General features: G+C 72.4%; 21 protein-coding genes. 15 read left to right on the top strand and 6 right to left on the bottom strand.

Translation table 11 applies throughout. The annotated features are described in order from the left end of the window. Positions 1-26 precede the first annotated feature (26 nt). From ACFWNV_RS04455 to ACFWNV_RS04420, 8 genes are all read left to right on the top strand, one after another. A complete protein-coding gene (locus ACFWNV_RS04455; protein ID WP_383940326.1) occupies positions 27-704 on the top strand; it encodes an HAD family hydrolase in 678 nt (225 codons plus the stop codon). Positions 705-824: 120 nt separating this feature from the next. Next, positions 825-2,192: a cytochrome P450 gene (locus ACFWNV_RS04450; protein ID WP_383940323.1), complete on the top strand. Its 1,368-nt coding sequence runs from the start codon at positions 825-827 to the stop codon at positions 2,190-2,192. 103 nt (positions 2,193-2,295) lie between these two features. Further along, positions 2,296-2,397 (top strand): putative leader peptide, encoded by a 102-nt coding sequence (locus tag ACFWNV_RS04445; protein WP_383940320.1) that lies wholly within the window; start codon positions 2,296-2,298, stop codon positions 2,395-2,397. Positions 2,398-2,689: 292 nt separating this feature from the next. Next, a complete protein-coding gene (locus tag ACFWNV_RS04440) occupies positions 2,690-3,574 on the top strand; it encodes an ABC transporter permease (protein WP_383940318.1) in 885 nt (294 codons plus the stop codon). Then, positions 3,547-4,326 (top strand): ABC transporter ATP-binding protein, encoded by a 780-nt coding sequence (locus ACFWNV_RS04435; RefSeq protein WP_383940315.1) that lies wholly within the window; start codon positions 3,547-3,549, stop codon positions 4,324-4,326. Before ACFWNV_RS04440 ends, ACFWNV_RS04435 begins: the two co-directional genes overlap by 28 nt. A gap of 65 nt (positions 4,327-4,391) precedes the next feature. Continuing rightward, a complete protein-coding gene (locus tag ACFWNV_RS04430; RefSeq protein WP_383940312.1) occupies positions 4,392-5,444 on the top strand; it encodes an ABC transporter substrate-binding protein in 1,053 nt (350 codons plus the stop codon). Further along, positions 5,444-6,538, top strand: a complete 1,095-nt coding sequence (locus tag ACFWNV_RS04425; protein WP_383940310.1) for an LLM class flavin-dependent oxidoreductase — start codon at positions 5,444-5,446, stop codon at positions 6,536-6,538. Before ACFWNV_RS04430 ends, ACFWNV_RS04425 begins: the two co-directional genes overlap by 1 nt. Positions 6,539-6,609: 71 nt before the next feature. Next, positions 6,610-7,683, top strand: a complete 1,074-nt coding sequence (locus tag ACFWNV_RS04420; RefSeq protein WP_383940308.1) for an NAD(P)-binding domain-containing protein — start codon at positions 6,610-6,612, stop codon at positions 7,681-7,683. A gap of 56 nt (positions 7,684-7,739) precedes the next feature. Here ACFWNV_RS04420 and mltG read toward each other — a convergent pair whose 3' ends face one another. Then, positions 7,740-8,579: an endolytic transglycosylase MltG gene (mltG, locus tag ACFWNV_RS04415; protein WP_383940306.1), complete on the bottom strand. Its 840-nt coding sequence runs from the start codon at positions 8,577-8,579 to the stop codon at positions 7,740-7,742. A gap of 63 nt (positions 8,580-8,642) precedes the next feature. Beyond that, positions 8,643-10,595 carry an ABC transporter ATP-binding protein gene (locus ACFWNV_RS04410; RefSeq protein WP_383940303.1) on the bottom strand — a complete coding sequence of 651 codons (1,953 nt, stop codon included), beginning with the start codon at positions 10,593-10,595 and terminating at the stop codon, positions 8,643-8,645. A 107-nt stretch (positions 10,596-10,702) separates the two neighbouring features. Between ACFWNV_RS04410 and ACFWNV_RS04405 the strand changes: the two genes are divergently transcribed. Both ACFWNV_RS04405 and ACFWNV_RS04400 read left to right on the top strand, forming a co-directional pair. After that, positions 10,703-11,176 (top strand): MarR family winged helix-turn-helix transcriptional regulator, encoded by a 474-nt coding sequence (locus ACFWNV_RS04405; RefSeq protein WP_383940300.1) that lies wholly within the window; start codon positions 10,703-10,705, stop codon positions 11,174-11,176. An 84-nt stretch (positions 11,177-11,260) separates the two neighbouring features. Continuing rightward, on the top strand, positions 11,261-14,197 hold the full coding sequence (locus tag ACFWNV_RS04400) for an FAD-binding and (Fe-S)-binding domain-containing protein (protein WP_383940298.1): 2,937 nt from the start codon (positions 11,261-11,263) through the stop codon (positions 14,195-14,197). A 33-nt stretch (positions 14,198-14,230) separates the two neighbouring features. Here the strand turns inward: ACFWNV_RS04400 and ACFWNV_RS04395 are convergent, their stop codons facing one another. Further along, entirely contained in the window at positions 14,231-15,541 is a 1,311-nt protein-coding gene (locus tag ACFWNV_RS04395) for a sulfite oxidase (RefSeq protein WP_383940296.1), read from the bottom strand. 241 nt (positions 15,542-15,782) lie between these two features. Between ACFWNV_RS04395 and ACFWNV_RS04390 the strand changes: the two genes are divergently transcribed. Together ACFWNV_RS04390 and ACFWNV_RS04385 are read left to right on the top strand one after the other, a co-directional pair. Then, the gene (locus ACFWNV_RS04390; RefSeq protein ID WP_383940293.1) at positions 15,783-17,681 is read left to right on the top strand and encodes an ABC transporter transmembrane domain-containing protein; all 1,899 of its coding nucleotides are present in this window, start codon (positions 15,783-15,785) and stop codon (positions 17,679-17,681) included. Further along, on the top strand, positions 17,678-19,459 hold the full coding sequence (locus ACFWNV_RS04385) for an ABC transporter ATP-binding protein (RefSeq protein ID WP_383940290.1): 1,782 nt from the start codon (positions 17,678-17,680) through the stop codon (positions 19,457-19,459). The genes ACFWNV_RS04390 and ACFWNV_RS04385 overlap by 4 nt, the downstream gene beginning before the upstream one ends. Before the next feature lie 29 nt (positions 19,460-19,488). On the opposite strand, the gene ACFWNV_RS04380 is transcribed toward ACFWNV_RS04385, so the two are convergent. Continuing rightward, a complete protein-coding gene (locus ACFWNV_RS04380; protein WP_383940287.1) occupies positions 19,489-20,184 on the bottom strand; it encodes a hypothetical protein in 696 nt (231 codons plus the stop codon). Positions 20,185-20,272: 88 nt separating this feature from the next. Continuing rightward, on the bottom strand, positions 20,273-21,064 hold the full coding sequence (locus ACFWNV_RS04375; protein ID WP_383940285.1) for a metal-dependent hydrolase: 792 nt from the start codon (positions 21,062-21,064) through the stop codon (positions 20,273-20,275). Between the two features lie 145 nt (positions 21,065-21,209). Here ACFWNV_RS04375 and ACFWNV_RS04370 point away from each other — a divergent pair, with 145 nt between their 5' ends. From ACFWNV_RS04370 to ACFWNV_RS04360, 3 genes are all read left to right on the top strand, one after another. After that, positions 21,210-23,732, top strand: coding sequence for a DEAD/DEAH box helicase (locus tag ACFWNV_RS04370; RefSeq protein ID WP_383940282.1), 2,523 nt, complete (start codon positions 21,210-21,212; stop codon positions 23,730-23,732). Between the two features lie 106 nt (positions 23,733-23,838). Continuing rightward, the gene (locus ACFWNV_RS04365) at positions 23,839-24,741 is read left to right on the top strand and encodes an acyl-CoA thioesterase (protein WP_383940280.1); all 903 of its coding nucleotides are present in this window, start codon (positions 23,839-23,841) and stop codon (positions 24,739-24,741) included. A gap of 32 nt (positions 24,742-24,773) precedes the next feature. Beyond that, positions 24,774-25,181: a YchJ family protein gene (locus ACFWNV_RS04360; protein WP_383940278.1), complete on the top strand. Its 408-nt coding sequence runs from the start codon at positions 24,774-24,776 to the stop codon at positions 25,179-25,181. Here the strand turns inward: ACFWNV_RS04360 and ACFWNV_RS04355 are convergent. Then, positions 25,145-26,008: a DUF6397 family protein gene (locus ACFWNV_RS04355; RefSeq protein ID WP_383940275.1), complete on the bottom strand. Its 864-nt coding sequence runs from the start codon at positions 26,006-26,008 to the stop codon at positions 25,145-25,147. The genes ACFWNV_RS04360 and ACFWNV_RS04355 overlap by 37 nt on opposite strands. Positions 26,009-26,060 lie beyond the last annotated feature (52 nt).

Raw genomic sequence — 26,060 nt, 5'->3', positions numbered from 1 at the left:
AGGCACCGGCAGGACGGGCACAACGGATGATCTCCGTCATATTCGATCTCGACGGCACGCTCGTGGACAGCGAGCCGAACTACTACGAGTCGGGGCGGCGCACCCTGGCACGTCACGGGGTACCCGATTTCACCTGGGAGCAGCACTCCCGGTACATCGGCATCGGCACCCTGGAAACCCTGGAGATCCTCCGGGACGAGTACGGGATCACCACCCCGGTGGAGCAGCTCCTCGCCGAGCAGAACGCCGCCTACCTGGAGCTCGCCCGCACCCACACCGAGGCCTACCCCGAGATGCGCGCGTTCGTGCGGCGGCTGCACTCCGAGGGCGTTCCGATGGCGGTGGCCTCGGGCTCCTCCCGCGAGGCGATCGACGCGGTCCTGGCGGGCACCGGGCTGGACACGCTGCTGACCACGGTGGTCTCCGCCGAGGAGGTCCCCCAGGGCAAGCCCGCCCCCGACGTGTTCCTGGAGGCGGCGCGCAGGCTGGGCGCGGACCCCGCCGACTGCGTGGTCGTCGAGGACGCGGCGCCGGGCGCCCTGGCCGCGCACGCGGCGGGCATGCGGTGCGTGGCGGTCCCGTACGTGGCGGCCACCGCCGGCGACCCCGCCTTCGCGGCGGCCGGACTGCTCTTCCCCTCCGGGCAGACGGAGTTCAGCGCGGAGAGCGCCTACACCTGGCTCACCGCCGCGCAGGCGGCCTGAGCCGTCCGGACGCCCCGGGCCCGACGCCTCCATTGTGCGGCGGCCCGGGGTTCCGGTGTGCCCGGGCAGACCGGGTTCCAGGCCCTGGCTTCCTGGGGGCCGCGCTGTCACCATGCCGGGGTGACCGCCACCCTGACGCCCCCGGGCTCCGAGCGCGGACCGCGCCGCTGGCCCCTGGTGGGGAACCTGCCCGCCTTCGCCCGCGATCCGCTGGCCTTCTTCGAGTCGCTGCGCGACGAGTACGGGGACTGGGTGCCCTGGGCGCTCGGCCCGCAGCGCAACGTACTGGTCTCCCGGCCGGAGCACGCGGGTGAGCTGCTCGGCGCCGTGGAGTCCACCTTCAGCCCGACCGAACTCGGCTGGGCTTTCCGGCAGTTGCTGGGCAACGGGGTGGTCGTGGCCACCGGCGAGGACTGGCGGCGCAAGCGGGCGCTGGTCCAGCCCTCGGTGCGCCCGCGCCAAGTGCGCTCGTACGCGGGGACGATGGTGGAGTGCGCCGACGCGCTGGTCTCGGGCTGGCGCGGCGGCGAGCGGATCGACGTGCACCGGGAGATGGCCGGGCTCACCCAACGCATCGCGGTGCGCACCCTGTTCGGGAGCGACGCCGCCGGCCGGGAGGCACCCATCAGCGCGGCCATGGCCACCGCGCAGCGCGAACTCAGCGCCGAGTTCCGGGGGGTGACGCTGTTCCTTCCGCCCTGGGTGCAGACTCCGGGACGGCGCCGGATGCGGGCGGCCGTGGCCGTGCTCGACCGAGAGATCGAGCACGTCATACGGGAGCACGAGGCGGCCTCGGCGGCCGGGGAGGAGCGGGACGACCTGCTCAGCCGGCTCCTCTCCGCCCGCGACGAGGAGGGCGGGCCGCTGTCGCGCACGGAGCTGCGGGACGAGGCGATCACCCTGTACATCGGCGGCCACGAGACCACCTCGACCACCCTGACCTGGGCCTGGCAGCTGCTCTCGGGCGCACCGGAGGCACGGGAACGGCTGACCGAGGAACTGGACCGGGTGCTCGGCGGCCGGCTGCCGACGTACGAGGACTACGCACGGCTGCCCTGGACCCGGCAGGTGGTCAAGGAAGCCCTGCGGATCTACCCGCCGATCTGGCTGATCTCCGCGGTGGCCAGGGAAGGGGCCACGCTCGGCGGGCGTCCGGTCCCGGCCGGCCTGTCGGTGTGGATCAGCCCGTGGTCGATGCACCGGGACGAGCGCTGGTTCCCGGAGCCGGAGGCCTTCCGCCCCGAGCGGTGGTCCGAGGACGCGGCCGATGCCCACCGGATCCCGGAGCACGCCTGGTTCCCCTTCGGCGGCGGTCCGCGCGCCTGCCTGGGCGCCCGCTTCGCCCTGGTCGAGGCGGCCCTCGTGCTGGCCGTCGTGGCCCAGCGCTTCCACGTGGACAGCGGTCCGACCCGCGCGAGGGTCCTCCCGGGGCTCACCCTCCAGCCGAGGGACCCGGTCATGGCCACGCTGAGCGCGCGCCGCGCCTGAGCGCGCGCCGCCCCTGAGTGCGCGCCGCTCCTGAACCGCTCGCGTCCCGACGGGGGAGACCGGGATCCCAGGGATCGAGACGCCATTGACCCGGCGCGGGCGAATGGCTAAGTTTCGCCGCATGTTGCGTTCAGTCATGCTCACCACGCGCGGTCACATCGACCTGCTGCGGGTGGCCTCCGCCGCCTGTTGTCGCGGTCACTGACGCCCTTTTCGCGTGCGGCACGAGCGCTCCGCGCTCACCTCTCGCACCCCCTGAGCCGCTGATTCCCTGAGCTGCTGATCCCCCGAGCCCCGGTCCTCCGCGGCCCGGGCTTCCCGCGGCCCAGGATTCCCACGGCCTGGTTTCCCTCGTCCCGGGTTCCCCGCGGCCGGGGTGTCTCCGAGCTCCACAGCCCCGCACTCCGCCTCCGCACCGGCGGGCGGGTGGGGCCCGACGGGCGTGCGCCTCCCCTGCCCCGCCTCCTCCCCTCCTTCTCCCCTTCCGTGGAGCACCCATGACCCTCACCAGCCCTGCACGGCCGGATATATCGGTTAAGTCGCCTAAAACCACATCCGTGCAGTCAGTGGGCAACGCCCCCGCGCTCGTGCCCGTCGTACCCGCCTCGGCGAAACGGCGCTCCCCGCCCCGCTGGGTACGGCGCACCAGCGGGCCGCTCCTGCTGCTCGCGGCCTGGCAACTGGCCAGCAGCTTCGGCTGGTTGCCCGCCGATACCCTCGCTCCGCCCTCGACCATCGCGAGCGCCGCCGCCGGCCTGATCGAGGACGGCACCCTGCCCGCCGCGATGGGGGTGTCGCTCCAGCGCGTGGCGATCGGCCTCATCCTCGGCGGCACGGTGGGGACGGTGCTGGCACTGCTCTCGGGTCTCTCCCGGCTGGGCGAGGACCTGATCGACGCGAGCGTGCAGATGCTGCGCACGGTGCCCTGGGTGGGCCTCATTCCGCTGTTCATCATCTGGATGGGCATCGGGGAGGCGCCGAAGGTGGCGCTCATCGCCCTCGGCACGGCCTTCCACCTGTACCTCAACGTGTACGCGGGGATCCGCGGGGTCGACGAGCAACTCATCGAAGCGGGCGGCGCCTTGGGGCTGGGCCGCTGGGGGCTGGTGCGGCACGTGGTGCTGCCGGGCGCGCTGCCCGGGTTCATGACGGGACTTCGGTACTCCCTCGCCACGGCCTGGCTGGCCCTGGTGTTCGGGGAGTCCATCAACGCGGACGCCGGGATCGGGTTCCTGATGAACCAGGCCCGCGAGTTCTTCCGCACCGACGTCATCGTCGTCTGCCTCGTCGTCTACGCCTTCCTCGGCCTCACCGCCGACCTCATCGTCCGTGCTCTCGAAAGGCTGCTGCTGCAATGGCGACCGACCTTCACCGGCCAGTGACCGCTGCCGCCACCACCGTCACGGCGGACCCGGCGGCCCCGGCCGACGCGGCAGATACCGCTGATACCGCCGTACGGGTCCGGGGGCTGACCCGCTCCTTCGACGGCCGGGCCGTCATCGACGGACTCGACCTCACCCTGCGGGCCGGGCAGTTCACCGTGCTCCTCGGCCGCAGCGGCTGCGGGAAGTCGACGCTGCTGCGGGTGCTCGCCGGCCTGGACCGGGAAATCGAGGGCGAGGTCCTGGTGCCCGAACGCCGCGCGGTGGCCTTCCAGGCCCCCCGGCTGATGCCCTGGAAGAAGGTCTGGCGCAATGTGCTGCTCGGCCTGCCCGGGCGCCCCGAACGAGAGCGCGCGGAGCGGGCATTGGCCGAGGTCGGGCTGGAACACCGCACCGACGCCTGGCCGAAGACCCTGTCCGGCGGCGAGGCACAGCGGGCTTCGCTCGCCCGCGCCCTGGTCCGCGAGCCCGATCTGCTGCTGCTGGACGAGCCGTTCGGCGCGCTCGACGCGCTGACGCGGATCAACGCCCAGCGGCTGGTCGCCGAGCTGTGGCAGCGGCGCGGCTGCGCGGTGCTGCTGGTCACCCACGACGTCGACGAGGCGGTGCTGCTGGCCGACCGCGTGCTCGTGATGGACGAGGGCCGCATCGCCCACGACATCGAAGTGCCTCTGGAGCGGCCGCGCTCGGTCGGCGACCCCGGCTTCGCCGCGCTGCGTGCCCGGCTGCTGGCCGAGCTCGGCGTCGGCTGAGCCGCGACCGGCCCCCTCCGCATCCCCTGCCCTGATTCCCGTACGAGAGATCGAAGAGAAGCGACATGAGACGTCACACCCTGCCCCTGCTCGCCGCCCTGCTCCCGCTGTCGCTGGTCCTGACCGCCTGCGGCGGAAGTTCGGCCGCCGACACCGGTTCCGGAGCGAAGGACGGAGCGAAGGACGGAGCCAAGAGCGGCGCCAAGGTCACCCTCAACGTGGGTGACCAGAAGGGCGGTTACGAGTCGCTGCTGCGGGCCGCCGGCGAACTGGAGAAGATCGACTACGAGATCAAGTGGTCCACCTTCACCTCCGGTCCCCCGCTGCTGGAGGCCGTCAACGCCAAGGCCGTCGACATCGGCGGCGTCGGCAACACCCCGCCGGTGTTCGCCGCCGCGGCCAAGTCGAAGATCACGGTGGTGGGCGCCTCCCACGGCTCCTCCGCCGGCGAGGCGATCCTCGTGCCCAAGGGTTCCACCCTCCAGACCCCCGCCGAGCTGCGCGGCAAGAAGATCGCGGTGGCGCAGGGCAGTTCGGCCCACTTCCAGCTGATCGCGAGCCTCCAGCAGGCCGGCCTGACCCCGGCCGACGTACAGATCACCCTGCTCCAGCCCGCCGACGCGCTGGCCGCCTTCAACAGCGGCAAGGTCGACGCCTGGGCGGTCTGGGACCCGTACACCTCCCAGGTGCTGCGCACCGGCGCCCGCATCCTGACCAGCGGCGAGGGGGTCGTCAACGGGCTCTCCTTCCAGGTGGCGGCGCCCGGCGCGCTGGCGGACGAGGGCAAGGGGAAGGCCATCGGGGACTTCCTCCAGCGCCTCCAGCGGGCCCAGGACTGGGTGTTCAAGCACCCGGAGGAGTGGGCCAAGGTCTGGTCGAAGGAGACGGGGCTGCCGTACGAGGTGGCCTTCGACGCGGTGAAGCGGAGCAACGGGACCCGGGTGCCGGTGGCCGTGGACGATGCGGCCGTGGCCTCCGAGCAGAAGATCGCCGACACCTTCACCGAGCTGAAGCTGATCCCCGGCAAGGTCGTCTTCAAGGACTTCGTCGACACCCGCTTCAACAAGGACCTGCCGCCCTCCACCACCCCCGCGCGCACGTACGGGAAGGACTCCTGATGACGGTACGCCTGCACTGGTTCCTGCCGACCGGCGGCGACGGCCGCACCCTGGTCGACCGGCACGCCTACGCCAACAACCACACGGCCGCCGGGGTGCGCGAGCCCGACATCGAGTACCTCGCGCAGATCGCGAAGGCGGCCGAGCGGCTCGGCTTCGAGGCGGTGCTGACCCCGACCGGTACCTGGTGCGAGGACGCCTGGCTGACGACGGTGGCCCTCGCGCAGCACACCGAGCGGCTGAAGTTCCTGGTGGCCTTCCGGCCGGGGGTGATCTCGCCGACGCTGGCCGCACAGATGGCGGCGACCTACCAGCGGATCACGCGCGGACGATTGCTGCTGAACGTGGTGACGGGCGGCGACTCGGCGGAGCAGCGGCGGTTCGGCGACCACCTCGGCCACGATCTGCGCTACGAGCGCACCGCCGAGTTCCTCTCGGTCGTACGGGGCGTCTGGGGCGGGCAGCCCTTCGACTTCCACGGCGAGCACTACCGGGTCGAGGGCGGGCTGACCGCGGTGCCGCCGGACCCGCTGCCGGAGATCTTCTTCGGCGGGTCCTCGGCCGCGGCTGGTCCGGTGGCCGCCGAGCACGCGGACGTGTACCTGACCTGGGGCGAGCGGCCGCAGGAGGTGAAGGAGAAGATCGACTGGATCCGTTCGCTGGCCGAGGAGCGGGGCCGGACGGTGAAGTTCGGCATCCGGCTGCACACCATCTCCCGGGATTCGGCGAAGGAGGCCTGGACGGCGGCGGACCGGCTGCTCGGCGACCTGGACGACGCGTCCATCGCCGCGGCGCAGACGGCGCTGGGCGCGAGCGAGTCGGTCGGCCAGCAGCGGATGCTCGCCCTGCACGGCGGCTCGCGCGACAAGCTGGAGATCTCCCCGAACCTGTGGGCCGGGGTCGGCCTGGTGCGCGGGGGTGCCGGTACGGCCCTGGTCGGGAGCCACGGGGACGTGGCGGACCGGATCGAGGAGTACCACGCGCTCGGGATCGAGAACTTCGTGCTGTCGGGCTATCCGCACCTGGAGGAGGCGTACTGGTTCGGCGAGGGGGTGACCCCGGAGCTCGCGGCGCGCGGCCTGCTCGCGCGCTGAGCCGGGGGCCTGGTCCCGGTCCCGGTCCCCGTCCCGGGAAGATCTCGACGCCACCCCCAGTTGGTAGAACCGTGAACGATTTCGCGGTGCAGGACGTGGACGTGGTCGTCGTGGGCGCGGGGCAGGCGGGACTGTCCGGCGCCTACCACCTGGCGCGGGCGGGCATCGGCCACGTGGTCCTGGACCACGCGCCGCGCCCGGGCGGCGCCTGGCAGTTCCGCTGGCCCTCGCTCACCTACGGCAAGGTCCACGGCATGCATGCGCTGCCCGGGATGGAACTCACCGGCGCCGACCCGCTGCGACCCTCCTCGGAGGTGATCGCGGAGTACTTCGCCGCCTACGAGGACCGCTTCGGCCTGCGCGTGCAGCGGCCGGTGGACGTCACCGCCGTGCGCGACGGGGCGGACGGCCGGCTGCTGGTGGAATCCCGGTCCGGGACCTGGTCGGCGCGGGCGCTGATCAACGCCACCGGCACCTGGGACCGGCCGTTCTGGCCGCGCTACCCGGGCCAGGAGCTCTTCCGGGGCCGCCAGCTGCACACGGCGAACTACCCGGGTCCCGGCGAGTTCGCCGGAGCCCGGGTCATCGTGGTGGGCGGCGGCACCTCGGCGGTGCAGCACCTGCTGGAAATCGCCGAGGTGGCGGCGGAAACCACCTGGGTCACCCGCCGGCCCCCGGTGTTCCGCGACGGGAGCTTCGGCGAGGAGCAGGGCCGCGCGGCGGTGGCCCTGGTGGAGGAACGGGTGCGGCAGGGGCTGCCGCCCCGGAGCGTGGTCAGCGTCACCGGGCTGCCGTTGAACGAGGCGGTCCGGGGCGGGCTGGAGTCGGGCGTCCTGGACCGCCGCCCGATGTTCGGTCACCTCACCAGGACGGGGGCCGCCTGGCCGGACGGCACCCGGGTGGAGGCGGACGTGATCCTGCGGGCCACCGGCTTCCGCCCCGCCATCGACCACCTGGCGCCGCTCCGCCTGCGCGAGCCGGGCGGCGGCATCCGCCTCGACGGCACCCGCGCGGTCCGCGACGAGCGGATCCACCTGATCGGCTACGGCCCGTCGGCATCGACCATCGGCGCCAACCGCGCCGGCGGCGCTGCGGTGCGTGAGATCCACCGCCTGCTCACCCGCACGGGGGCCGGCATCCGCTAGGCTGGCTCCTTTCGGCTCGTGCCGGCCCGCGCCGTGCGGGTCAGGCCCGGGCCGGTTCAGGTTGCGTGCGAGGCCGCTCGGAGCCGGTTGAACTCGGCCACGTGCCGTTTGTGCTCCTCGTAGGTCGCCGAGAAGCGGGTGTCGCCCTGCTTGACGGTGACGAAGAAGAGCCAGTCTCCGGGGGTCGGGGCCACCGCGGCCGCCATGGCCTGCAGGCCGGGACTGTCGATGGGGGTGGGCGGCAGGCCCTGGCGCTCGTACGTGTTGAAGGGGCTGTCGATCTTCGTCTCGCTCAGCTTGGTGTCCACCGTCGAGCGGTTCAGCGCGTAGTTGATGGTGGAGTCCATCTGGAGCGGCATCGATTTCGCCAGCCGGTTGTGCACCACCCGGGCGACCTTGCCCATGTCCCCGCGGGTCTCGGCCTCCGCCTCGATGATGCTCGCGAGGGTGGCCGTCTGGTACGGGGTCATCCCGTGCGCCTTGCCGCCGTCCGCGACGGCTTTGGTGGCGAGGCTCTTGTTGGCCGTCTCGACCATGTACGTGAGCAGTGCGGCCGGGGTGGACTTCGAGGTCACCGGGTAGGTGGCCGGGAAGAGGTACCCCTCCGGGTTGCCCTTCGCCTCGGCGGGCAGGGGCAGGGCGGCCGTGGCGGCCGCGGCCTTGGCGGAGCCGGCCGGGAGCTTCAGTTCGCGGTCGATGGCGGCGTAGACCTGTGGGGCCCGCCAGCCCTCCGGGATCAGCAACTGGCGCGACTTCTCGGGCGCCTGCTCCCCGGGCAGCAGGGGGATCAGGAAGGCTGCCCCGAGCCCGAGGACGGTTCCGAGGAAGAGCGCCAGCCTGCCCCGGCGGGTGAGCCGGGAACGGCGCGGTGACGGCGGCCGGTTCTCATGACGCATGCGGGCACGCTAACCCGCGAACCGCCAGATTCCCGACATCCGACCCGTGTGCCGGTCATACGATCACACGTTCACCGGGATCGGCTCGGTACCGCGCAGGGTGTCCGGCTTGAACGTCCCGGGCTTCAGCAGACCCGCCGTGCGGATCTCGGATGCCAGGGCCCCGGACAGGAGCCCGCCGGAGGCCGCGGTCTCCGGCTTGAGCACGCTCTCCTGGTCGCGGCGGACGAGGGCGGCATACCGGCCGTCGGCCTTCAGCAGTTCCTCGTGGGTGCCGCGCTCCGCTATCCGGCCTCCGTCGAGCACCACGATCTGGTCGGCGTCGCGGACGGTGGAGAGCCGGTGGGCGATGGTGATGGTGGTGCGGCCCTGGGAGAGGTTGTCGATGGCGCGCTGCACGGCGTGCTCGGTGCGGGTGTCCAGGGCGCTGGTGGCCTCGTCGAGGATCAGCACCGGCGGGTCGCGCAGGATGGTGCGCGCGATGGCCAGGCGCTGCTTCTCCCCGCCGGAGAACCGGTAGCCGCGCTCGCCGACCAGGGTGTCGTACCCGTCGGGCAGGGACTCGATGTGGTCGTGGATCTGGGCCGCGCGGGCCGCCTCGGCTATCTCCTCGTCGGTGGCGTCCGGCTTGGCGAAGCGCAGGTTGTCGGCGACGGAGGCGTGGAAGAGGTAGGTCTCCTGGGAGACCACGCCGATGGAGCGGGCCAGGGAGTCGAAGTCGAGGTCGCGCACGTCGACGCCGTCGAGGGCGACCCGGCCGCCGGTGACGTCGTAGAGCCGGGGCACGAGGTAGCTCAGCGTGCTCTTGCCGGAGCCGGTCGGGCCGACCACCGCGAGGGAACCGCCGGCCGGGACCGTGATGTCGATGCCCGTCAGGGTGGGGCCGCTCTTGGCGTCGTAGGCGAAGTGGACGTCCTCCAGGCGGACCTCGCCCTTGGCGCGGTCGAGGCGGACGGGTTCCTCGCGCTCGGTGATGTCCACCGGCAGGTCGAGGTACTCGAAGATGCGGGCGAAGAGCGCCAGGGAGGTCTGGATCTGGACGCCGGTCGACAGCAGGCTCACGGCGGGCCGGAACAGGCCCTGCTGGAGGGTGACGAAGGCGACGAGGGTGCCGACCGAGAGCGAGGGGGCTCCGGTCTGCAGGGCTATGCCGGCCGCCCAGTAGATGAGCGCGGGCATGGCGGCCATGACGATGCCGATGGTGGACATCCGCCAGCGTCCGGCCATGCTGGAGCGCACTTCGAGGTCGACGAGCTTCTCGGACTCCTCCGCGAAGGAGGTGGTGAGCGAATCGGCGCGGCCCATGGTGCGGCCGAGGAGGATGCCGCTGACCGACAGGGACTCGGTGACCGTCGCGGCCATCGCGGCCATCTGCTTCTGGCGCTGCGCGGTGATCTTCTTGCGCTCGCCGCCGACGCGGCGGCTGATCCACACGAAGACGGGCAGCAGGGCGAGCGAGACGAGCGTGAGCCGCCAGTCGAGCGCGAGCATCGCGACGACGGAGGCGATGACGGCCGTCGCGTTCGAGACGAGGGAGGTCGCCGTGGAGGTGACCGTGGCCTGCATGCCGCCGATGTCATTGGCGATGCGGGACTGCACCTCGCCGGTGCGCGTACGGGTGAAGAAGGCCAGCGGCATCCGCTGGAGCTGTGCGTAGACGGCGGTGCGCAGATCGTGCATGACGCGCTGGCCGACGGTGGTGGATATCAGGGTCTGGAGCACGCCGAAGATGCTGGTGACGACCGCAGTCGCGATCATGCCGAGGGCGAGCAGGCTGAGCAGCCCGGTACGGCCCTGCGGGATCGCGACGTCGAGGACCTCCTTCAGCAGGAAGGGGGTGGCGACTCCGACCAGGGAGGAGGCGGCGACCAGGACGCCGACGACCGCGAGACGTCCCCGGTAGGGCCGGAAGAGGCCGACGATGCGGCGCAGCTCGCGCGGCCGCTCGTCCGGGGCGGGACCACTGGGGTCGAGAGATTCTTTCGAGGGTTCCCACTCGGGTTCTTTGGGGCGCATGGGCCTCCTTCATGACAGGTGACGAGACTCGAATGAGCATAGCTCATTGTTACCTATACTCACAATGAATCTGGTCCTGATATCGTTCCCATTATGAGGACCGCAGCATGAGCACCGCTCCCGAGACCACCGACGGCACCGACACCACGGACAGCGTGCTCGCCGAGCAGCTGCTGCGCCTGACCCGGCGCCTCCACCGCATCCAGAAGCGCCATCTGGAGCCTCTCGGCATCACCCCGGCCCAGTCCCGGCTGCTGCGCACCGTCGCGCACCTCTCCGCGGTGCAGCCGCCCCGGATGGCGGATCTCGCCGCCCGCCTGGAGGTGGTGCCCCGTGCCGTGACCACACTGGTCGACGGCCTGGAGAGCGCCGACTGCGTCCGCCGCGTGCCCGACCCGGCGAACCGCCGTGTCATAAGGATCGAGCTCACCGACACCGGCCGCGCCACGCTGCGCCGCCTGCGCAACGCGCGAACCGGAGCCGCAGAGGAGATCCTGGCTCCATTGACCGCCGATCAGCGCGAGGTGCTCGGCGGCCTGCTGAACGCTCTGACGGACGCTCCGGCGGAGCACGGCTGCTGACGGGCGACGGTCCGGCCGGGACCGGGCCGGGGCTGCGCCGAACGAGTGAGAACGACCGACACGGCGCGAGTTGAGGGGCTTCAGATGCCACTGCTGGAACCGAAGCCGGGGGCCCTGCGCCCGCGCACCATCAGCGGCCCCGCCCCCGACCGGTTGCCCGACCGCGCCGCGACGGGCACCCCCGAGCCGCTGCGGAGCGAGCTGGCCGAGCTGCTGGGCGCCGACAAGGTGCTCTCGGGCATCTCCGACCTGGTCCGGTACGCCTCCGACGCCTCCCCGTACCGCTTCCTGCCGCAGGTCGTCGTGGTCGCCGAGGACATCGACGACGTCTCCGCCGTCCTGTCCTACGCCCACGGCAAACAGCGCGAGGTGGTCTTCCGGGCTGCCGGGACCTCCCTCAACGGTCAGGCCCAGGGCGAGGACATCCTCGTCGACGTCCGCCGCCACTGGGCCGGGGTCGAGGTGCTCGACGAGGGCCTGCGGGCCCGGATCCGGCCCGGCACCACCGTCGTCCGCGCCAACGCCGCGCTCGCCCGGCACGGCCGCGTCCTCGGCCCGGACCCGGCCAGCGCCATCGCCTGCACCCTCGGCGGAGTCGTCGCGAACAACGCCTCCGGCATGACGGCGGGCACCACGAGGAACTCGTACCGCACCCTGTCCTCCCTCACCTTCGTCCTGCCGAGCGGCACCGTCGTGGACACGGCCGATCCGCTCGCCGACGAGGAGCTGGCGCACGCCGAGCCCGCCCTGTGCCACGGCCTGATGGAGATCAAGAAGGAGATCGAGGCCGATCCGGAGCTCGTCGCCCGCATCCGGGCCAAGTACGAGATCAAGAACACCACCGGCTACCGCCTCGACGCCTACCTCGACGGCGCCACCCCGGTGGAGATCCTGCGCGGGCTGATGGTCGGCTCCGAGGGCACGCTCGGCTTCATCGCCGAGGTCGTCTTCGACACGCTGCCGCTGGACCGCGAGCTCACCAGCGCCCTGCTCTTCTTCCCCTCGCTGCCCACCGCGGCCGCCGCCGTACCGCTCTTCAACGAGGCGGGGGCGCTGGCCGTCGAGCTCATGGACGGAAACACCCTGCGCGCCTCGGTGAGCGTCGCGGGCGTCCCCGCCGACTGGGCCGCCCTGCCCAAGGACACCACCGCGCTGCTGGTCGAGTTCCGGGCCCCCGACGAGGCCGGCCGCACGGAGTACGAGCGGCGGGCCGCCGAGGTGCTGGCCGGGCTGGACCTGGTGACCCCGGTGGCCTCGGTGACCAATGCCTTCACCCGCGACCCCAAGACCATCTCCGGCTACTGGAAGGCACGCAAGGCCTTCGTCACCGCCGTCGGCGGCGCCCGCGCCTCCGGCACCACCCTGATCACCGAGGACTTCGCGGTCCCCCCGTCGCGGCTGGCCGAGGCCTGCGAGGCCCTCCTCGAACTCCAGGCGGAGCACGGCTTCGACGCCGCCGTCGCCGGCCACGCCGCCCACGGCAACCTGCACTTCCTGCTCGCCTTCGACGCCGCCCGGCCCGCGGACGTGGAGCGGTACGCCGCGTTCATGGACGCCTTCTGCCGGCTCACCGTGGAGCGCTTCGACGGCTCCCTGAAGGCCGAGCACTCCACCGGCCGCAACATGGCCCCCTTCCTGGAACTGGAGTGGGGACCCCGGGCCACCGAGATGATGTGGCGCACCAAGCGGGTCGTCGACCCCGACCTGGTGCTGGCCCCGCGGATCCTCCTGGACCGCGATCCGAGGGCCCACCTGCGCGGCCTCAAGACCATCCCGCAGGTGGAGGCCGTCGCCGACCCCTGCATCGAGTGCGGGTTCTGCGAACCGACCTGCCCCAGCGAGGACCTGACGACCACCCCGCGCCAGCGGATCGTGCTGCGCCGCGAGATGATGCGCCAGCAGCCCGGCTCCCCCGTGCTCGACGGACTGCTCGGCGCCTACGGGTACGACGCCGTGGACACCTGCGCCGGGGACTCCACCTGCAAGCTCGCCTGCCCCGTCGGCATCGACACCGGCGCCCTGATGAAGGACTTCCGCCACCGCCGGCACAGCCCGCGCGAGGAGCGCACGGCCGAGCTCGCAGCCCTGCGGTTCGGCGCCGTCGAAGTCGCCGCCCGGCTGGCCGTGGCCGCCGCCGACAAGATCACCGACACCGTCGGGGACCGGATCCTGCAGGCCGTGACGGGGGCCGCGCGCAAGGCCGTACGCCCCGACCTGGTCCCCGAGTGGCTGCCGCAGATCCCCGGCGCCGCGGCCCGCAAGCTGCCCGCCACCCGGCGCGTGGGCGCCGCCGCGGTCTACTACCCGGCCTGCGTCAACCGGATCTTCGGCGGACCCGACGGCGCGTCCGGGCCCTCCCTGCCCGAGGCCGTGGTGGCCGTGTCGGAGCGGGCGGGCCGGCCGGTGTGGATCCCCGGGGACGTCCGGGGCACCTGCTGCGCGACGATCTGGCACTCCAAGGGGTACGACGCCGGCAACCGGGTGATGGCCAACCGGATCGTGGAAGCCGCCTGGGGCTGGACGGCCGGCGGACGGCTGCCCCTCGTGGTCGACGCGTCCTCCTGCACCCTGGGCATCGCGCACGAGGTGGTCCCGTACCTGACGGACGACAACCGGGCACTCCACGCCGAGCTGCGGATCGTCGACTCCATCGTCTGGGCGGCCGAGGAACTGCTGCCGCACCTGGAGGTCCGGCGCACGGTGGGCTCGGCGGTGCTCCACCCCACCTGTTCGATGCGGCACCTGGACGACGAGGCGCAGCTGCGGGCGGTGGCCGAGGCCTGCGCCGACGAGGTGGTGGTCCCGTACGACGCGGGGTGCTGCGCCTTCGCGGGCGACCGCGGCATGCTGCATCCGGAGCTGACGGAGTCGGCGACGGCGCGCGAGGCCGCCGAGGTGACGGCGCGGGAGTTCGACGCGCACCTGTCGGCGAACCGGATGTGCGAGGTGGGCATGGACCGGGCCACGGGCCGCAGCTACTACTCGGCGCTGCTGGAACTGGAACGCGCCACCCGCCCGTAGGGGCGGGTGGCGCGGCCCGCTCGGCCGTTCCGGTCAGACCACGGTCACCTGGTGGTGCACCACCGCGTCGAACAGGTAGCCCTGCGTGTTGTGGGGCGTGGTCGCCGGCTGGGTCCGTCCGGTGGTGTCGGTGGCCCGCGCGAGCAGCGCGGTCGGACCGGTGGCCCGCGGGGTCCACGGCAGTGACCAGCGCACCCAGCCGCCCCGGCGCGGGGCGTCGTGCAGCCGGGCCCGCTGCCAGCGGCCCCCGCCGTCGGTACTGACCTCCACCCGGTGCACGGCCGCCGCGCCCGACCACGAGCGCCCGGTCAGCAGCCGCGTCCGGTGGGCGGGAACGGTCGCGCCGTGCTCCAGCTCGAAGGCGCTCTTGAGGGTCTGGCGGGTCAGCGGGGCACTGCCCTGCGGGGGCTGGTCGGGCCCGAACAGCCGGTACAGGTCGGTGTTCCACGGTGTGTAGAGGGGCTGCCCGCTCACCTCGATGTCCCCGACCCACTTGATCGAGGAGATCCCGATCCAGTTCGGCACGACCACCCGGACCGGACCGCCGTGGTCGGGCGGCAGCGGCTCGCCGTTCATCTCGTACGCGAGGATCACGTCGTCGAGGGCCTTGGAGACGGGCAGCGGGCGCCGCACCCGGCCCAGGTTCACCCCGTTCGTGACGACCTCGTCGTCCAGCCCGCGGGGCAGTACGTCCACGGCCGTGCGGGTCAGGCCCGCCCGCCTCAGGACGTCGGACAGCCGGGCGCCGCGCCAGTGGGCCACGCCGATCGCGCCGAGGGTCCACGCGGTCCCGGTCACCTGCTGGCCCTGCTGGGTGGTGTAGAAGCTGCGGCCGTTGCCCGCGCACTCGATGAACAGGGTCCGCTCGACCGCCGGCAGCGAGCGCAGCCGGTCGTAGGAGAATTCGACCGGCCCGCCGGTCAGGGCGTCGCCCCACACCTTCAGCCGCCAGTCGTGCGCGTCGAGGCGCGGGGTCACGGTGTGGTTGCGTACGAAGAACCGGTCGATGGGGGTCAGGGGGCCCGTGCCGCGCAGGGCGGCGAAGTTCGTCTCGGCGTTGGTGCCCCGGATGGTGAACAGCTCCGGCGGAAGCGGCTTCACGGTCCCGGGCGCGGCGGCGGCGGTCGTCGTGGCGCCACCGGCGGCTCCGTTCCCGGTCGGGCCCGTTGCGGAGGCTTCGGCGGTTCCGGCGGCGCCCAGGCCCAGAGAGCCGGCGGCGGTCCCCGCGGCGAACAGCTTCAGCAGGTCGCGGCGGTCCACCCCGGAGGAGCGGGCGCGGCCGCGCGCCCACTGCCGCAGGCGCGCACGGTCGTACTGGCTCTCGTCCGACAGGTCGAGGGGCATGGCGGGACACTCCTTGGTCGTGATTCCCGACGGACCGTAGAAGGCGGCCCCCACCTGCGGGAACCTCCTCGCCCGGATGGCCACGAACCTGCAACACGGCTGCAATGAGGGATGGTTCGCGCTCGCCGGGTGAGCAGACCCTGCGGCGAAGCGCTCCGGCCAACGGAAAATCGATTGCCCCGGACCAGTCCGGAACGCGAACCTTGCACGGTTTGGAACACTCGACCAGTCATGGGGCGTCATGCAGATCAGCGATCTTCCGTATCCGGACCCAGGGGTACCGGACGCTCGATCCGGCCCCCGCTTCCTCTGGTGGCTGGGGCGGGGCCAACTCGGCGGACAGGCCAAAAGCCTGTGCTGGGGGCTCCTGCACTTCGGCGGCATCGCGGGGCTGCCGTACACCGTGGGCCTGGGCATCGACGCGGTCGTCGACCGCGACGGCGCCCGGCTGCTGTGGGTCGGCGGCCTGATCGCGCTGCTCGGCGTCGCGATCTCGGTCGGCGACGCGATGCTGCACCGCACGGCCGTCACCAACTGGATCACCGCCGCCGCGCGGGTCCAGCAGCTGCTCGCCCGCAGGACCGCCGAGCTGGGCTCCGCCCTGACCCGGCGGGTCGCGGCGGGCGAGGTGGTGGCCGTCTCCACGGGCGACGTGGAGAAGATCGGCTGGTTCGTCGAGGCGGTCTCCCGCTTCCTGGCCGCCGCCCTGACCCTGGTCCTCGGCTGTGTGGCCCTGCTCTTCTACGCGCCCACGATCGGCGTGGTCGTGGCCATCGGCATGCCCGTGCTCGCCCTGGCCGTGCTGCCGCTGCTGCCGCGCGCCACCCGACGTGCGGACGTCCAGCGGGAGAAGGCCGGCAAGGCCACCGAACTGGCCTCCGACACCGTGGCGGGACTGCGGGTGCTGCGCGGCATCGGCGGCGAGGAACTGTTCCTCGGCCGCTACCGCGAGGCCTCGCAGCAGGTCCGCGAAGCAGCGGTGCACAGTGCCCGGATGTGGGCGCTGATCTCCGCCATCCAGGTGCTGCTGCCCGGCGCGCTGCTGGTCACCGTGGTCTGGTACGGATCGGCGCTCGTCCTGGACGGCCGGCTGGACGTCGGCGAACTCGTCGCCGCCTTCAGCGCGGTGGCGACCATGCTCTACCCGCTGCGCCACTTCGAGGAGATCGCGATGGCGTACTCCTTCTCCCGTCCCTCCGCCAAACGGGCCGCCCGGGTGCTGTCGCTGACCCGGACCGACCCGCAGGCGGAGTCCGGTACGGAGGCGGAGGCCGGTACGGAGCCGGTCGTCGTCACCGAGGTGCCGCGGACCCCGTCCCCCGGCGGGGACCTGTACGACCCCGAGACCGGGATGCTGGTCCCGGCGGGCCGGTTCACCGCCGTGGTGTGCGGGGACCCCGACCTGGCGGGCCGGCTCGCCGAACGCCTGGGAGGGCACCCGATGGACGCTGCGGCCGGGCCCTCCGTCCTCCTGGGCGGGGTCGCGCTGGACGAGCTGGCGCTCGACACCGCGCGCACCCTGGTCCTCGTACAGGACAAGGATCCGGTGCTGCTGTCGGGGACCCTGCGCGAGCTGTTCGACGTACCCGCGTCCGGAGCGGTCGAAGCGCCGGCGGCGCTCGCGGCGGCCCAGTGCGCGGACGTGCTGGATGCCCTGCTGCAGTCCGCCCCGGACGGGGTGGACGACCCGATGGACGCGCGGATCACCGAGCGCGGCCGCTCGCTGTCCGGCGGGCAGCGCCAGCGGCTGGCCCTGGCGCGGTCCCTGGTGACCGACCCCGAGGTACTGGTGCTGGACGAGCCGACCTCGGCGGTGGACTCGCACACCGAGGCCAGGATCGCGGACGGGATCTCGGCCCTGCGCACCGGGCGCACGACGGTGGTACTGGCCTCCTCGCCGCTGCTGCTGGACCGCGCCGACCGGGTCGTCCTGATCCACGAGGGCAAGGCGGCGGCGAGCGGCACGCACCGCGAGCTGCTGCACGGCGATCCGCGCTACCGGGCCGTCGTCACGCGCGAGACAGAGGAAGAACAGCGGACCGAGGTAGAACAGCGGACCGCGGAAGAGCAGCGGGCCGACGAAGAACAGCGGCTCCCGCGGCTGGAATCCGTACGGACAGAGATCGAGGAATCCGCATGATCGGCGTGGCGCCGCCGGAGTACGATCCGGCCGCCCCGGAAACGGCCGCGACCCTGCCCGTGGGCAGCTCGGCGACCGTACGGGGCTACGTGCGCGGCCTGTTCCGCCGCCACCGGCGGGCCTTCCTGGTCCTGGTGGGGGTCAACACGGTCGCGGTGATCGCCTCCATGGTCGGCCCGTACCTGCTGGGCCAGGTCGTGGACCGGCTCTCCGAAGGGGCCCGCGAACTCCATCTGGGCCGGGTGGGGCTGCTGTTCGCGCTGGCGCTCGGCGTCCAGACCGTGTTCGTGCGACTGGTCCGGCTGCGCGGGGCGATGCTCGGCGAGGAGATGCTGGCCGACCTGCGCGAGGACTTCCTCGTGCGGTCGGTGGGCCTGCCGCCGGGCGTGCTGGAGCGCGCGGGCACCGGCGACCTCCTGTCGCGGATCACCACGGACATCGACCGGCTGGCCAACGCGATGCGCGAGGCCGTGCCGCAGCTCGCCATCGGCGTGGTGTGGGCGGGACTGCTCTACGGGGCGCTCGCGGTGACCGCGCCGCCGCTGGCACTCGCCGCGCTGGTGGCGCTGCCGGTGCTGGTGATCGGCTGCCGCTGGTACTTCAAGCGGGCCCCCCGCGCCTACCGTTCGGAGGCGGCCGGGTACGCGGCGGTCGCGGCCGTGCTCACCGAGACGGTGGACGCGGGCCGCACCATCGAGGCGCACCGCCTCGGCGGGCGCCGGATCGAGCTGTCGGAGCGGCGGATCAAGGAGTGGACGGCGTGGGAGCGGTACACCCTGTTCCTGCGGACGGTCCTCTTCCCCGTCGTCAACGTCACCTACGTGACGATCCTCGGCTCGGTGCTGATGATCGGCGGGTACTGCGTGATCCAGGGCTGGATGTCGGTGGGGCAGCTGACCACGGGCGCCCTGCTGGCGCAGATGATGGTCGACCCGATCGGTCTGATCCTGCGCTGGTACGACGAGCTGCAGATCGCGCAGGTCTCGCTGGCCCGGCTGGTGGGCGTGCGGGAGATCGAGCCCGACGCGGGCGACGCGGCCGTCTCCCCGGACGGCCGGGACGTCCGGGCGGACCAGGTGCACTTCGGGTACCGCGAGGGAGTCGACGTACTGCACCAGGTGTCCATGTCGGTGCCGCCGGGCACCCGGATGGCCCTGGTCGGGCCCTCGGGCGCAGGCAAGTCCACGCTGGGCCGGCTCCTGGCGGGCATCTACGCACCGCGGACCGGCGAGATCACCCTCGGCGGGGCGCGGCTGTCGCAGATGCCGGCCGAGCGGGTGCGCGAGCACGTGGCCCTGGTCAACCAGGAGCACCACGTGTTCGTGGGCTCGCTCCGGGACAACCTGCGGCTCGCCCGTACGGGGGCCGGTGACACCGAGCTGTGGGCGGCGCTCGGCGCCGTCGACGCGGAGGACTGGGCGCGGGCGCTGGACGCCGGTCTGGACACCGAGGTCGGCTCCGGCGCCGCGGCCCTGACACCGGCACAGGCGCAGCAGATCGCGCTGGCCCGGCTGGTGCTGGCCGATCCGCACACGCTGGTGCTGGACGAGGCCACCTCGCTGCTGGACCCGCGTGCGGCGCGGCATCTGGAGCGCTCGCTGGCCCGGGTGCTGGACGGCCGCACGGTGATCGCGATCGCGCACCGGCTGCACACCGCGCACGACGCGGACGTGATCGCGGTGGTCGAGGGCGGCCGCATCACCGAGCTCGGCTCGCACGACGCCCTGGTTGCGGCCGACGGCGCGTACGCCGCCCTGTGGCGCTCCTGGCACGGCTGACCGCCGCCGCACCGCCCGCCCCGGACCGCCTACGTGGTCCAGGGCAGGCGGACGGCCTCGATCTCGGGGTCGCGGAGCAGCGCTTCGATCAGACGCTCCGGTCCGGAGACCTTGGTGGCCCAGAGGTCGTAGTCCGTGTACACGATCCAGGAGCGGTCCTCGGGCCACAGGTTGGAGGGGGTGTACCAGATGTCCGGGTTGTCGAAGAGGGCCTGCGCGTCGCCCAGCCTCCCGGAACGGACGTGCTTCCTGTCGAAGTCCCACGCGGCCATCGGGCTGTAGTACGCCGTGCAGGGGGTGTCCGCTCCCCGGGGGCTGTTCGCGGCGAGGAACCGGACCAATTGGTTCCACGTGGGCCTGTCGAGACTGCCCTCGGCGGGCCACTCCACGGAACCGGCGCAGAGGCCCGCCTCTTTCGCGGAGGGGAAGCAGCCGTGGCCGGGGTAGATCCCCTGGGGCACGACCGGATCTCCGAGGCGGACGGCCAGGTCTGCCCAGCGCAGCCGTTCCCAGCCCGGGCCCGGGTGCTCGTCCCGGCTCTGGCTGTGGTTGACGGAATCCGCAGCGTTTGCTCCGCGCTCGTACATGCCGCCGAGCACCCAGGCGGCGTCCGGCCGGCCGGGGGCCTCGTAGCCGGTGAGCCCGTCGTCCTGGGTGAGCTCCGCGAGCCAGTCCGTCTCGGTGGGGGACGCGAGCGGCCACAGGGCAAGGATGTCGTCGGGCATCCGGCAAGGCTACGGCGCCGGCCGCGGGCCGCCCCATTGACGACCGGGTCAGGCGGTCAGGCGGTCAGGCGGTCAGCCCGTCCGTCCGTCAGAAGAAGCCGAGGGCGGAGGCTCCGCCGACTCCGCCCAGGAGCATGAACACCGGCATCAGGACCTTGAGCTCCACCCAGCTGCCGGCGCGGAAGCGCATCATCTTCGGCGGGCCGATCGGATACCAGCGCTTGCCCGCGATGGGCAGGGGCCACAGGATCGGGCAGCCGGAGACGGTCAGCGCGTCGCCGATGTCGTGGACCAGGGCGCCGAGCACGATCGGCAGGCCGAGCCACAGGTATTCCTGGCCGGGGTCGGTGAAGAGCCAGCCTGAGCCGTTGCCGGGCTGGTCGAGGACGCCCGCCAGTATCCAGGCGCTCGTCGCGCCGAGCAGCCAGACCAGAACGTCGCTGGACATGCGGGCGGCCCGCCACAGCAGGCCTTCGACGGCGAGGACCAGGTGGACGAAGAGGAGGGCGAGGACGCCCCACCGGTCCGCGGTGACGGCGATCGCGGAGGAGCCGGCGCCGATCAGGACGGCCCAGACCCAGGTGTGCGTCAGGGTGCGGTGGCCCCCGGTGCGGCGGGCGTCGCGCGGGGCCCGGGTGGCTTTGTAGACCCCGTAGGAGATCTTGTCGACCACCTCGCACAGGACCCGGGAGAGCGGACCGAAGGCGCGGGAGATCGTCGCCGACTTGTGGTCCAGGTCGGGGGCGAGGGCGGCTCCGGCGCAGATGAGCGCGCCGACGACGAGGACCGGCCAGGGCATCGGATGCCCGGCGGCCGCGGCCGCGGCGCCCACCCCCAGCCAGGCCGCTGCCCCGGACAGTGAGTGCGCCGGACCCATCATGGTCGTTCCCCGCCCCGGTGGTGTGCTGGTCGGGCCCTGTCGACGGTGTCGTTCGGGCCTCATCGACGGCACAGCGTACCGTCGATGATCTTCCTTCTGTCCGCCGGTTCCCTGATCCGGGGGGAAGGCAGGCAAGATGGGGGGTGTGACCCTCATTGATCAGCTCCCGCCGAACGCCGACCCCGATGCCCTCTTCGAGGCTTTCTCCTCGTGGGCGGAAGACCAGGGCATCACCCTGTACCCGGCCCAGGAGGAAGCGCTGATCGAGGTCGTCTCGGGCGCGAACGTGATCCTGTCCACCCCGACCGGCTCCGGCAAGAGCCTGGTGGCGGCGGGCGCGCACTTCACGGCCCTGGCGCAGGACAAGGTCACCTTCTACACCGCGCCGATCAAGGCGCTGGTGTCGGAGAAGTTCTTCGACCTGTGCAAGCTCTTCGGCACCGAGAACGTCGGCATGCTGACCGGCGACGCCTCCGTGAACTCGGACGCGCCGGTGATCTGCTGCACCGCCGAGGTGCTGGCCTCGATCGCCCTGCGCGACGGCAAGTACGCCGACATCGGCCAGGTCGTGATGGACGAGTTCCACTTCTATGCGGAGCCGGACCGCGGCTGGGCCTGGCAGATCCCGATCCTGGAGCTGCCGCAGGCGCAGTTCGTGCTCATGTCGGCGACGCTCGGCGACATGAAGCGGTTCGAGGAGGACCTGACCCGGCGCACGGGCCGGCCCACCTCGATGGTGCGCTCCGCGACCCGGCCCGTGCCGCTGTCCTACGAGTACGTCACGACGCCCATCACCGACACCATCACCCTGCTGCTGGAGACCCGGCAGGCCCCGGTGTACATCGTGCACTTCACGCAGGCCCAGGCGGTCGAGCGGGCACAGTCGCTGATGAGCATCAACATGTGTACCCGCGAGGAGAAGGACAAGATCGCCGAGCTGATCGGCAATTTCCGCTTCACCACGAAGTTCGGCCAGAACCTCTCGCGTTACGTCCGCCACGGCATCGGCGTGCACCACGCGGGCATGCTGCCCAAGTACCGCCGCCTGGTGGAGAAGCTGGCCCAGGCCGGTCTGCTGAAGGTCATCTGCGGCACCGACACCCTCGGCGTCGGGGTCAACGTCCCGATCCGCACGGTGCTGTTCACGGCGCTGACCAAGTACGACGGCACCCGGGTCCGCACGCTGCGCGCCCGCGAGTTCCACCAGATCGCCGGCCGCGCCGGCCGGGCCGGCTTCGACACCGCCGGTTACGTGGTGGCCCAGGCGCCCGAGCACGTCATCGAGAACGAGAAGGCCCTCGCCAAGGCGGGCGACGATCCGAAGAAGCGCCGCAAGGTGGTCCGCAAGAAGGCCCCCGAGGGTTTCGTGGCCTGGTCGGACACCACCTTCGAGAAGCTCATCGGCGCCGACCCCGAAGCGCTGACCTCGCGCTTCAAGGTCACCAACATCATGCTCCTGTCGGTCATCGCCCGGCCCGGCGACGCCTTCAAGGCGATGCGCCACCTGCTCGAGGACAACCACGAGCCGCGCAAGGCCCAGCTGCGCCACATCCGCCGGGCCATCGCCATCTACCGCTCGCTGCTGGACGGGGGCGTCGTCGAGAGGCTCGACACCCCGGACGCCGAGGGCCGCTCGATCCGGCTGACCGTCGACCTCCAGCAGGACTTCGCGCTGAACCAGCCGCTGTCCACCTTCGCGCTGGCCTCCTTCGACCTGCTGGACCCGGAGTCCCCTTCCTACGCGCTGGACATGGTCTCGGTGGTGGAGTCCACCCTGGACGACCCGCGCCAGATCCTCGCCGCCCAGCAGAACAAGGAACGCGGCATGGCCGTGGGCGCGATGAAGGCCGACGGGGTCGAGTACGAGGAGCGGATGGAGCGGCTCCAGGAGATCACCTATCCCAAGCCCCTTGAAGAGCTGCTCCTGCACGCCTACGACGTGTACAGCAAGAGCCACCCGTGGGTCCGAGACCACCCGGTCTCGCCGAAGTCGATCATCCGCGACATGTACGAACGCGCGATGACCTTCAGCGAGTTCACCTCGTACTACGAGCTGGCGCGCACCGAGGGCATCGTGCTGCGCTACCTGGCGAGCGCCTTCAAGGCCCTGGACCACACCATCCCCGACGACCTCAAGTCCGAGGACCTCCAGGACCTGATCGAGTGGCTCGGCGAGCTGGTCCGCCAGGTCGACTCCAGCCTGCTCGACGAGTGGGAGCAGCTGGCGAACCCGGAGGTGGAGACGGCGGAGCAGGCTCAGGAGAAGGCCGACCAGGTCAAGCCGGTCACCGCGAACTCCCGTGCCTTCCGCGTCCTGGTCCGCAACGCCATGTTCCGCCGGGTGGAGCTGGCGGCCCTGGACCACGTCAACGTGCTGGGCGAGCTCGACGGCGACTCCGGCTGGGACGCCGACGCCTGGGGCGAGGCCATGGACGGCTACTGGGACGAGTACGACGACCTGGGCACGGGGCCCGACGCCCGCGGCCCCAAGCTGCTCCAGATCGAGGAGGACGCGGCGCACGGCCTGTGGCGCGTCCGGCAGACCTTCGCCGACCCCAACGGCGACCATGGCTGGGGCATCAGCGCCGAGGTGGACCTCGCCGCCTCCGACGAGGAGGGCCGGGCGGTCCTGCGCGTCACCTCGGTCGGCGAACTCGGCCAGCTCTGACCGCCTCCCGGCCCCGCCCGGGCCGGTACGCGCCCTCCGCCCGACCCCCGACCCGCAACCGACCGGCGCCCTCACGGCGGCCGGGCCCGACAGTGGAGATCCTCTGATGACGAACCCCGCCGAGAGGCTGGTCGATCTGCTCGACCTGGAGCAGATCGAGGTCAACATCTTCCGGGGCGTCAGTCCCCAGGAGTCCCTCCAGCGCGTCTTCGGCGGCCAGGTCGCCGGCCAGGCGCTGGTCGCGGCGGGCCGCACCACCGAGGGCGACCGGCCCGTCCATTCCCTCCATTCGTACTTCCTGCGCCCCGGCATCCCCGGCGTGCCGATCGTGTACCAGGTGGAGCGGGTGCGCGACGGGCGCTCCTTCACCACCCGCCGGGTCACCGCGGTCCAGCAGGGCAAGACCATCTTCAATCTGACCGCCTCCTTCCATCAGCCGGAGGAGGGCAGCATCGAGCACCAGCTGCCTCCCCGCCTCGACTTCCCGCACCCGGACACGCTCCCGAAGGTCGTGGACGAGATCCGCGAGCACCTGGGCACGCTGCCGGAGGCACTGGAGCGGATGGCCCGCCGCCAGCCCTTCGACATCCGCTACGTGGACCGGCTCCGCTGGACTCCCGAGGAGCTCAAGGACGCCGATCCGCGCAGCGCGGTGTGGATGCGCGCCGTCGGCCCGCTGGGCGACGACCCGCTCGTGCACACCTGCGCCCTCACCTACGCCAGTGACATGACCCTCCTCGACGCCGTGCGCATCCCCGTGGAGCCCCTGTGGGGCATGCGCGGTTTCGACATGGCCTCCCTCGACCACGCCATGTGGTTCCACCGGCCGTTCCGGACGGACGAGTGGTTCCTGTACGACCAGGAATCGCCCATCGCCCACGGCGGCCGGGGCCTGGCCCGCGGCCGCATCTACGACCTCGAAGGCAGGCTGCTGGTGTCGGTGGTCCAGGAGGGGCTCTTCCGCCCGTACGGCGCCAAGGCGTCGAAGCCGGCCGTGTCCCCGCAGTAGTCCCGCTCCTTCCCGAAGAACTGAGTGCTTCCATGCCCACCCCGGCTCCCGCCATCCCCTGCCCCTGCGGGCTGCCCGCCGCCTACCCGGAGTGCTGCGGCCGCTTCCACTCCGGTGAACGGCAGGCGCCCACCGCCGAGCTGCTGATGCGCTCCCGCTTCAGCGCCTTCGCGGTCGGCGACACCGCCTATCTCCTGCGCTCCTGGCACGCGTCGACCCGGCCGGGCGTGCTCGACCTGGATCCCGGGCAGCGCTGGGAAAGGCTGGAGATCCTGGCCACCGAGCGCGGGGGGATGTTCGAGACGGAGGGCTCGGTGGAGTTCCGGGCGCACTACCGCGAGGGGCGCCACACCGGCTCGCTGCACGAGCACAGTTCCTTCGCCCGGGAGAACGGGGCCTGGGTCTACGTGGGCCCCCTCTCCCCCGTCGACTTCGACTGACCCCTCGCTCCGGTGAGGGCGAAGTCGAGGCTGGTGCGGTACCAGTCGATCTCGTCCGGTGACCCCGCCCGCAGCAGCCGGGCCGCCACCTCGGCGGCCGCCGGGACCTGTGGGTGCCCGTAGGGCGGAGCCGGGGCCAGTGCCCAGAGCACGATGCGCTCCGCCGCGTCGGGCACGATCGCACGCACGTCTTCCTCGGGGAGCACGGAGGCCAGCACGGCAGCCCGCTCCCAGGGGTCGGCGGTCCGTCTCAGCAACAGCCCGACGTGCCGTTCGCGCCACTTCCGGGGGCGCAGGTCGGCCCTGGCCGCCATCAGCTCCCGGTCAGGCGGCGGCGCGCCGCCCCGCAGCATTCCGGGCTCGCGGGCCGCGAAGTCCCGTAGCTCCGCGGTCAGATAGACCCACACCACCACCCGGTAGCGGTTGATCCGGTATCCCACCGGAGGGAGGTGGCCGCAGCGTGCGAGCCGGGTGAACCGGCTCGGGCCCACCCCCAGGACGGCGGCCGCGGCCTCCGTACCCGCGACGGTCGCCACTCGCACCCGCAGCGCGTCGGGGAACCCCTCGGCCGACCGGACCCGGTCGATCTCGGTCCGGGTGTACCGCGGGGCCCCGGCGGGCCCTTGGGGTCCGGTCCGTACGATGCCCAGCTGGACGGCGCGGGCCAACTCGCTGCGGCTCAGCCCCAGTTCCCGGGCGGCCGGAGCGCCGCCCAACAGCCCGGCGGTGGCCTCCCCGCACCCGGCCGGCGCCCTCTCTGCCGTCTGCGTGATCGCGGTCATCTGCGTGATCGCGGTCATCTGCGTCATCTGTGCCGTCTGCGTCATCACGTTCTCCCCACCAGAGTGATTACTGTGTGTGAAGAACGTAACTCAGAGC

It is taken from the genome of Streptomyces sp. NPDC058401 (assembly GCF_042722885.1).
Taxonomy (GTDB): Bacteria; Actinomycetota; Actinomycetes; order Streptomycetales; family Streptomycetaceae; genus Streptomyces.
This window is presented reverse-complemented; position numbering and strand designations above follow the sequence as displayed.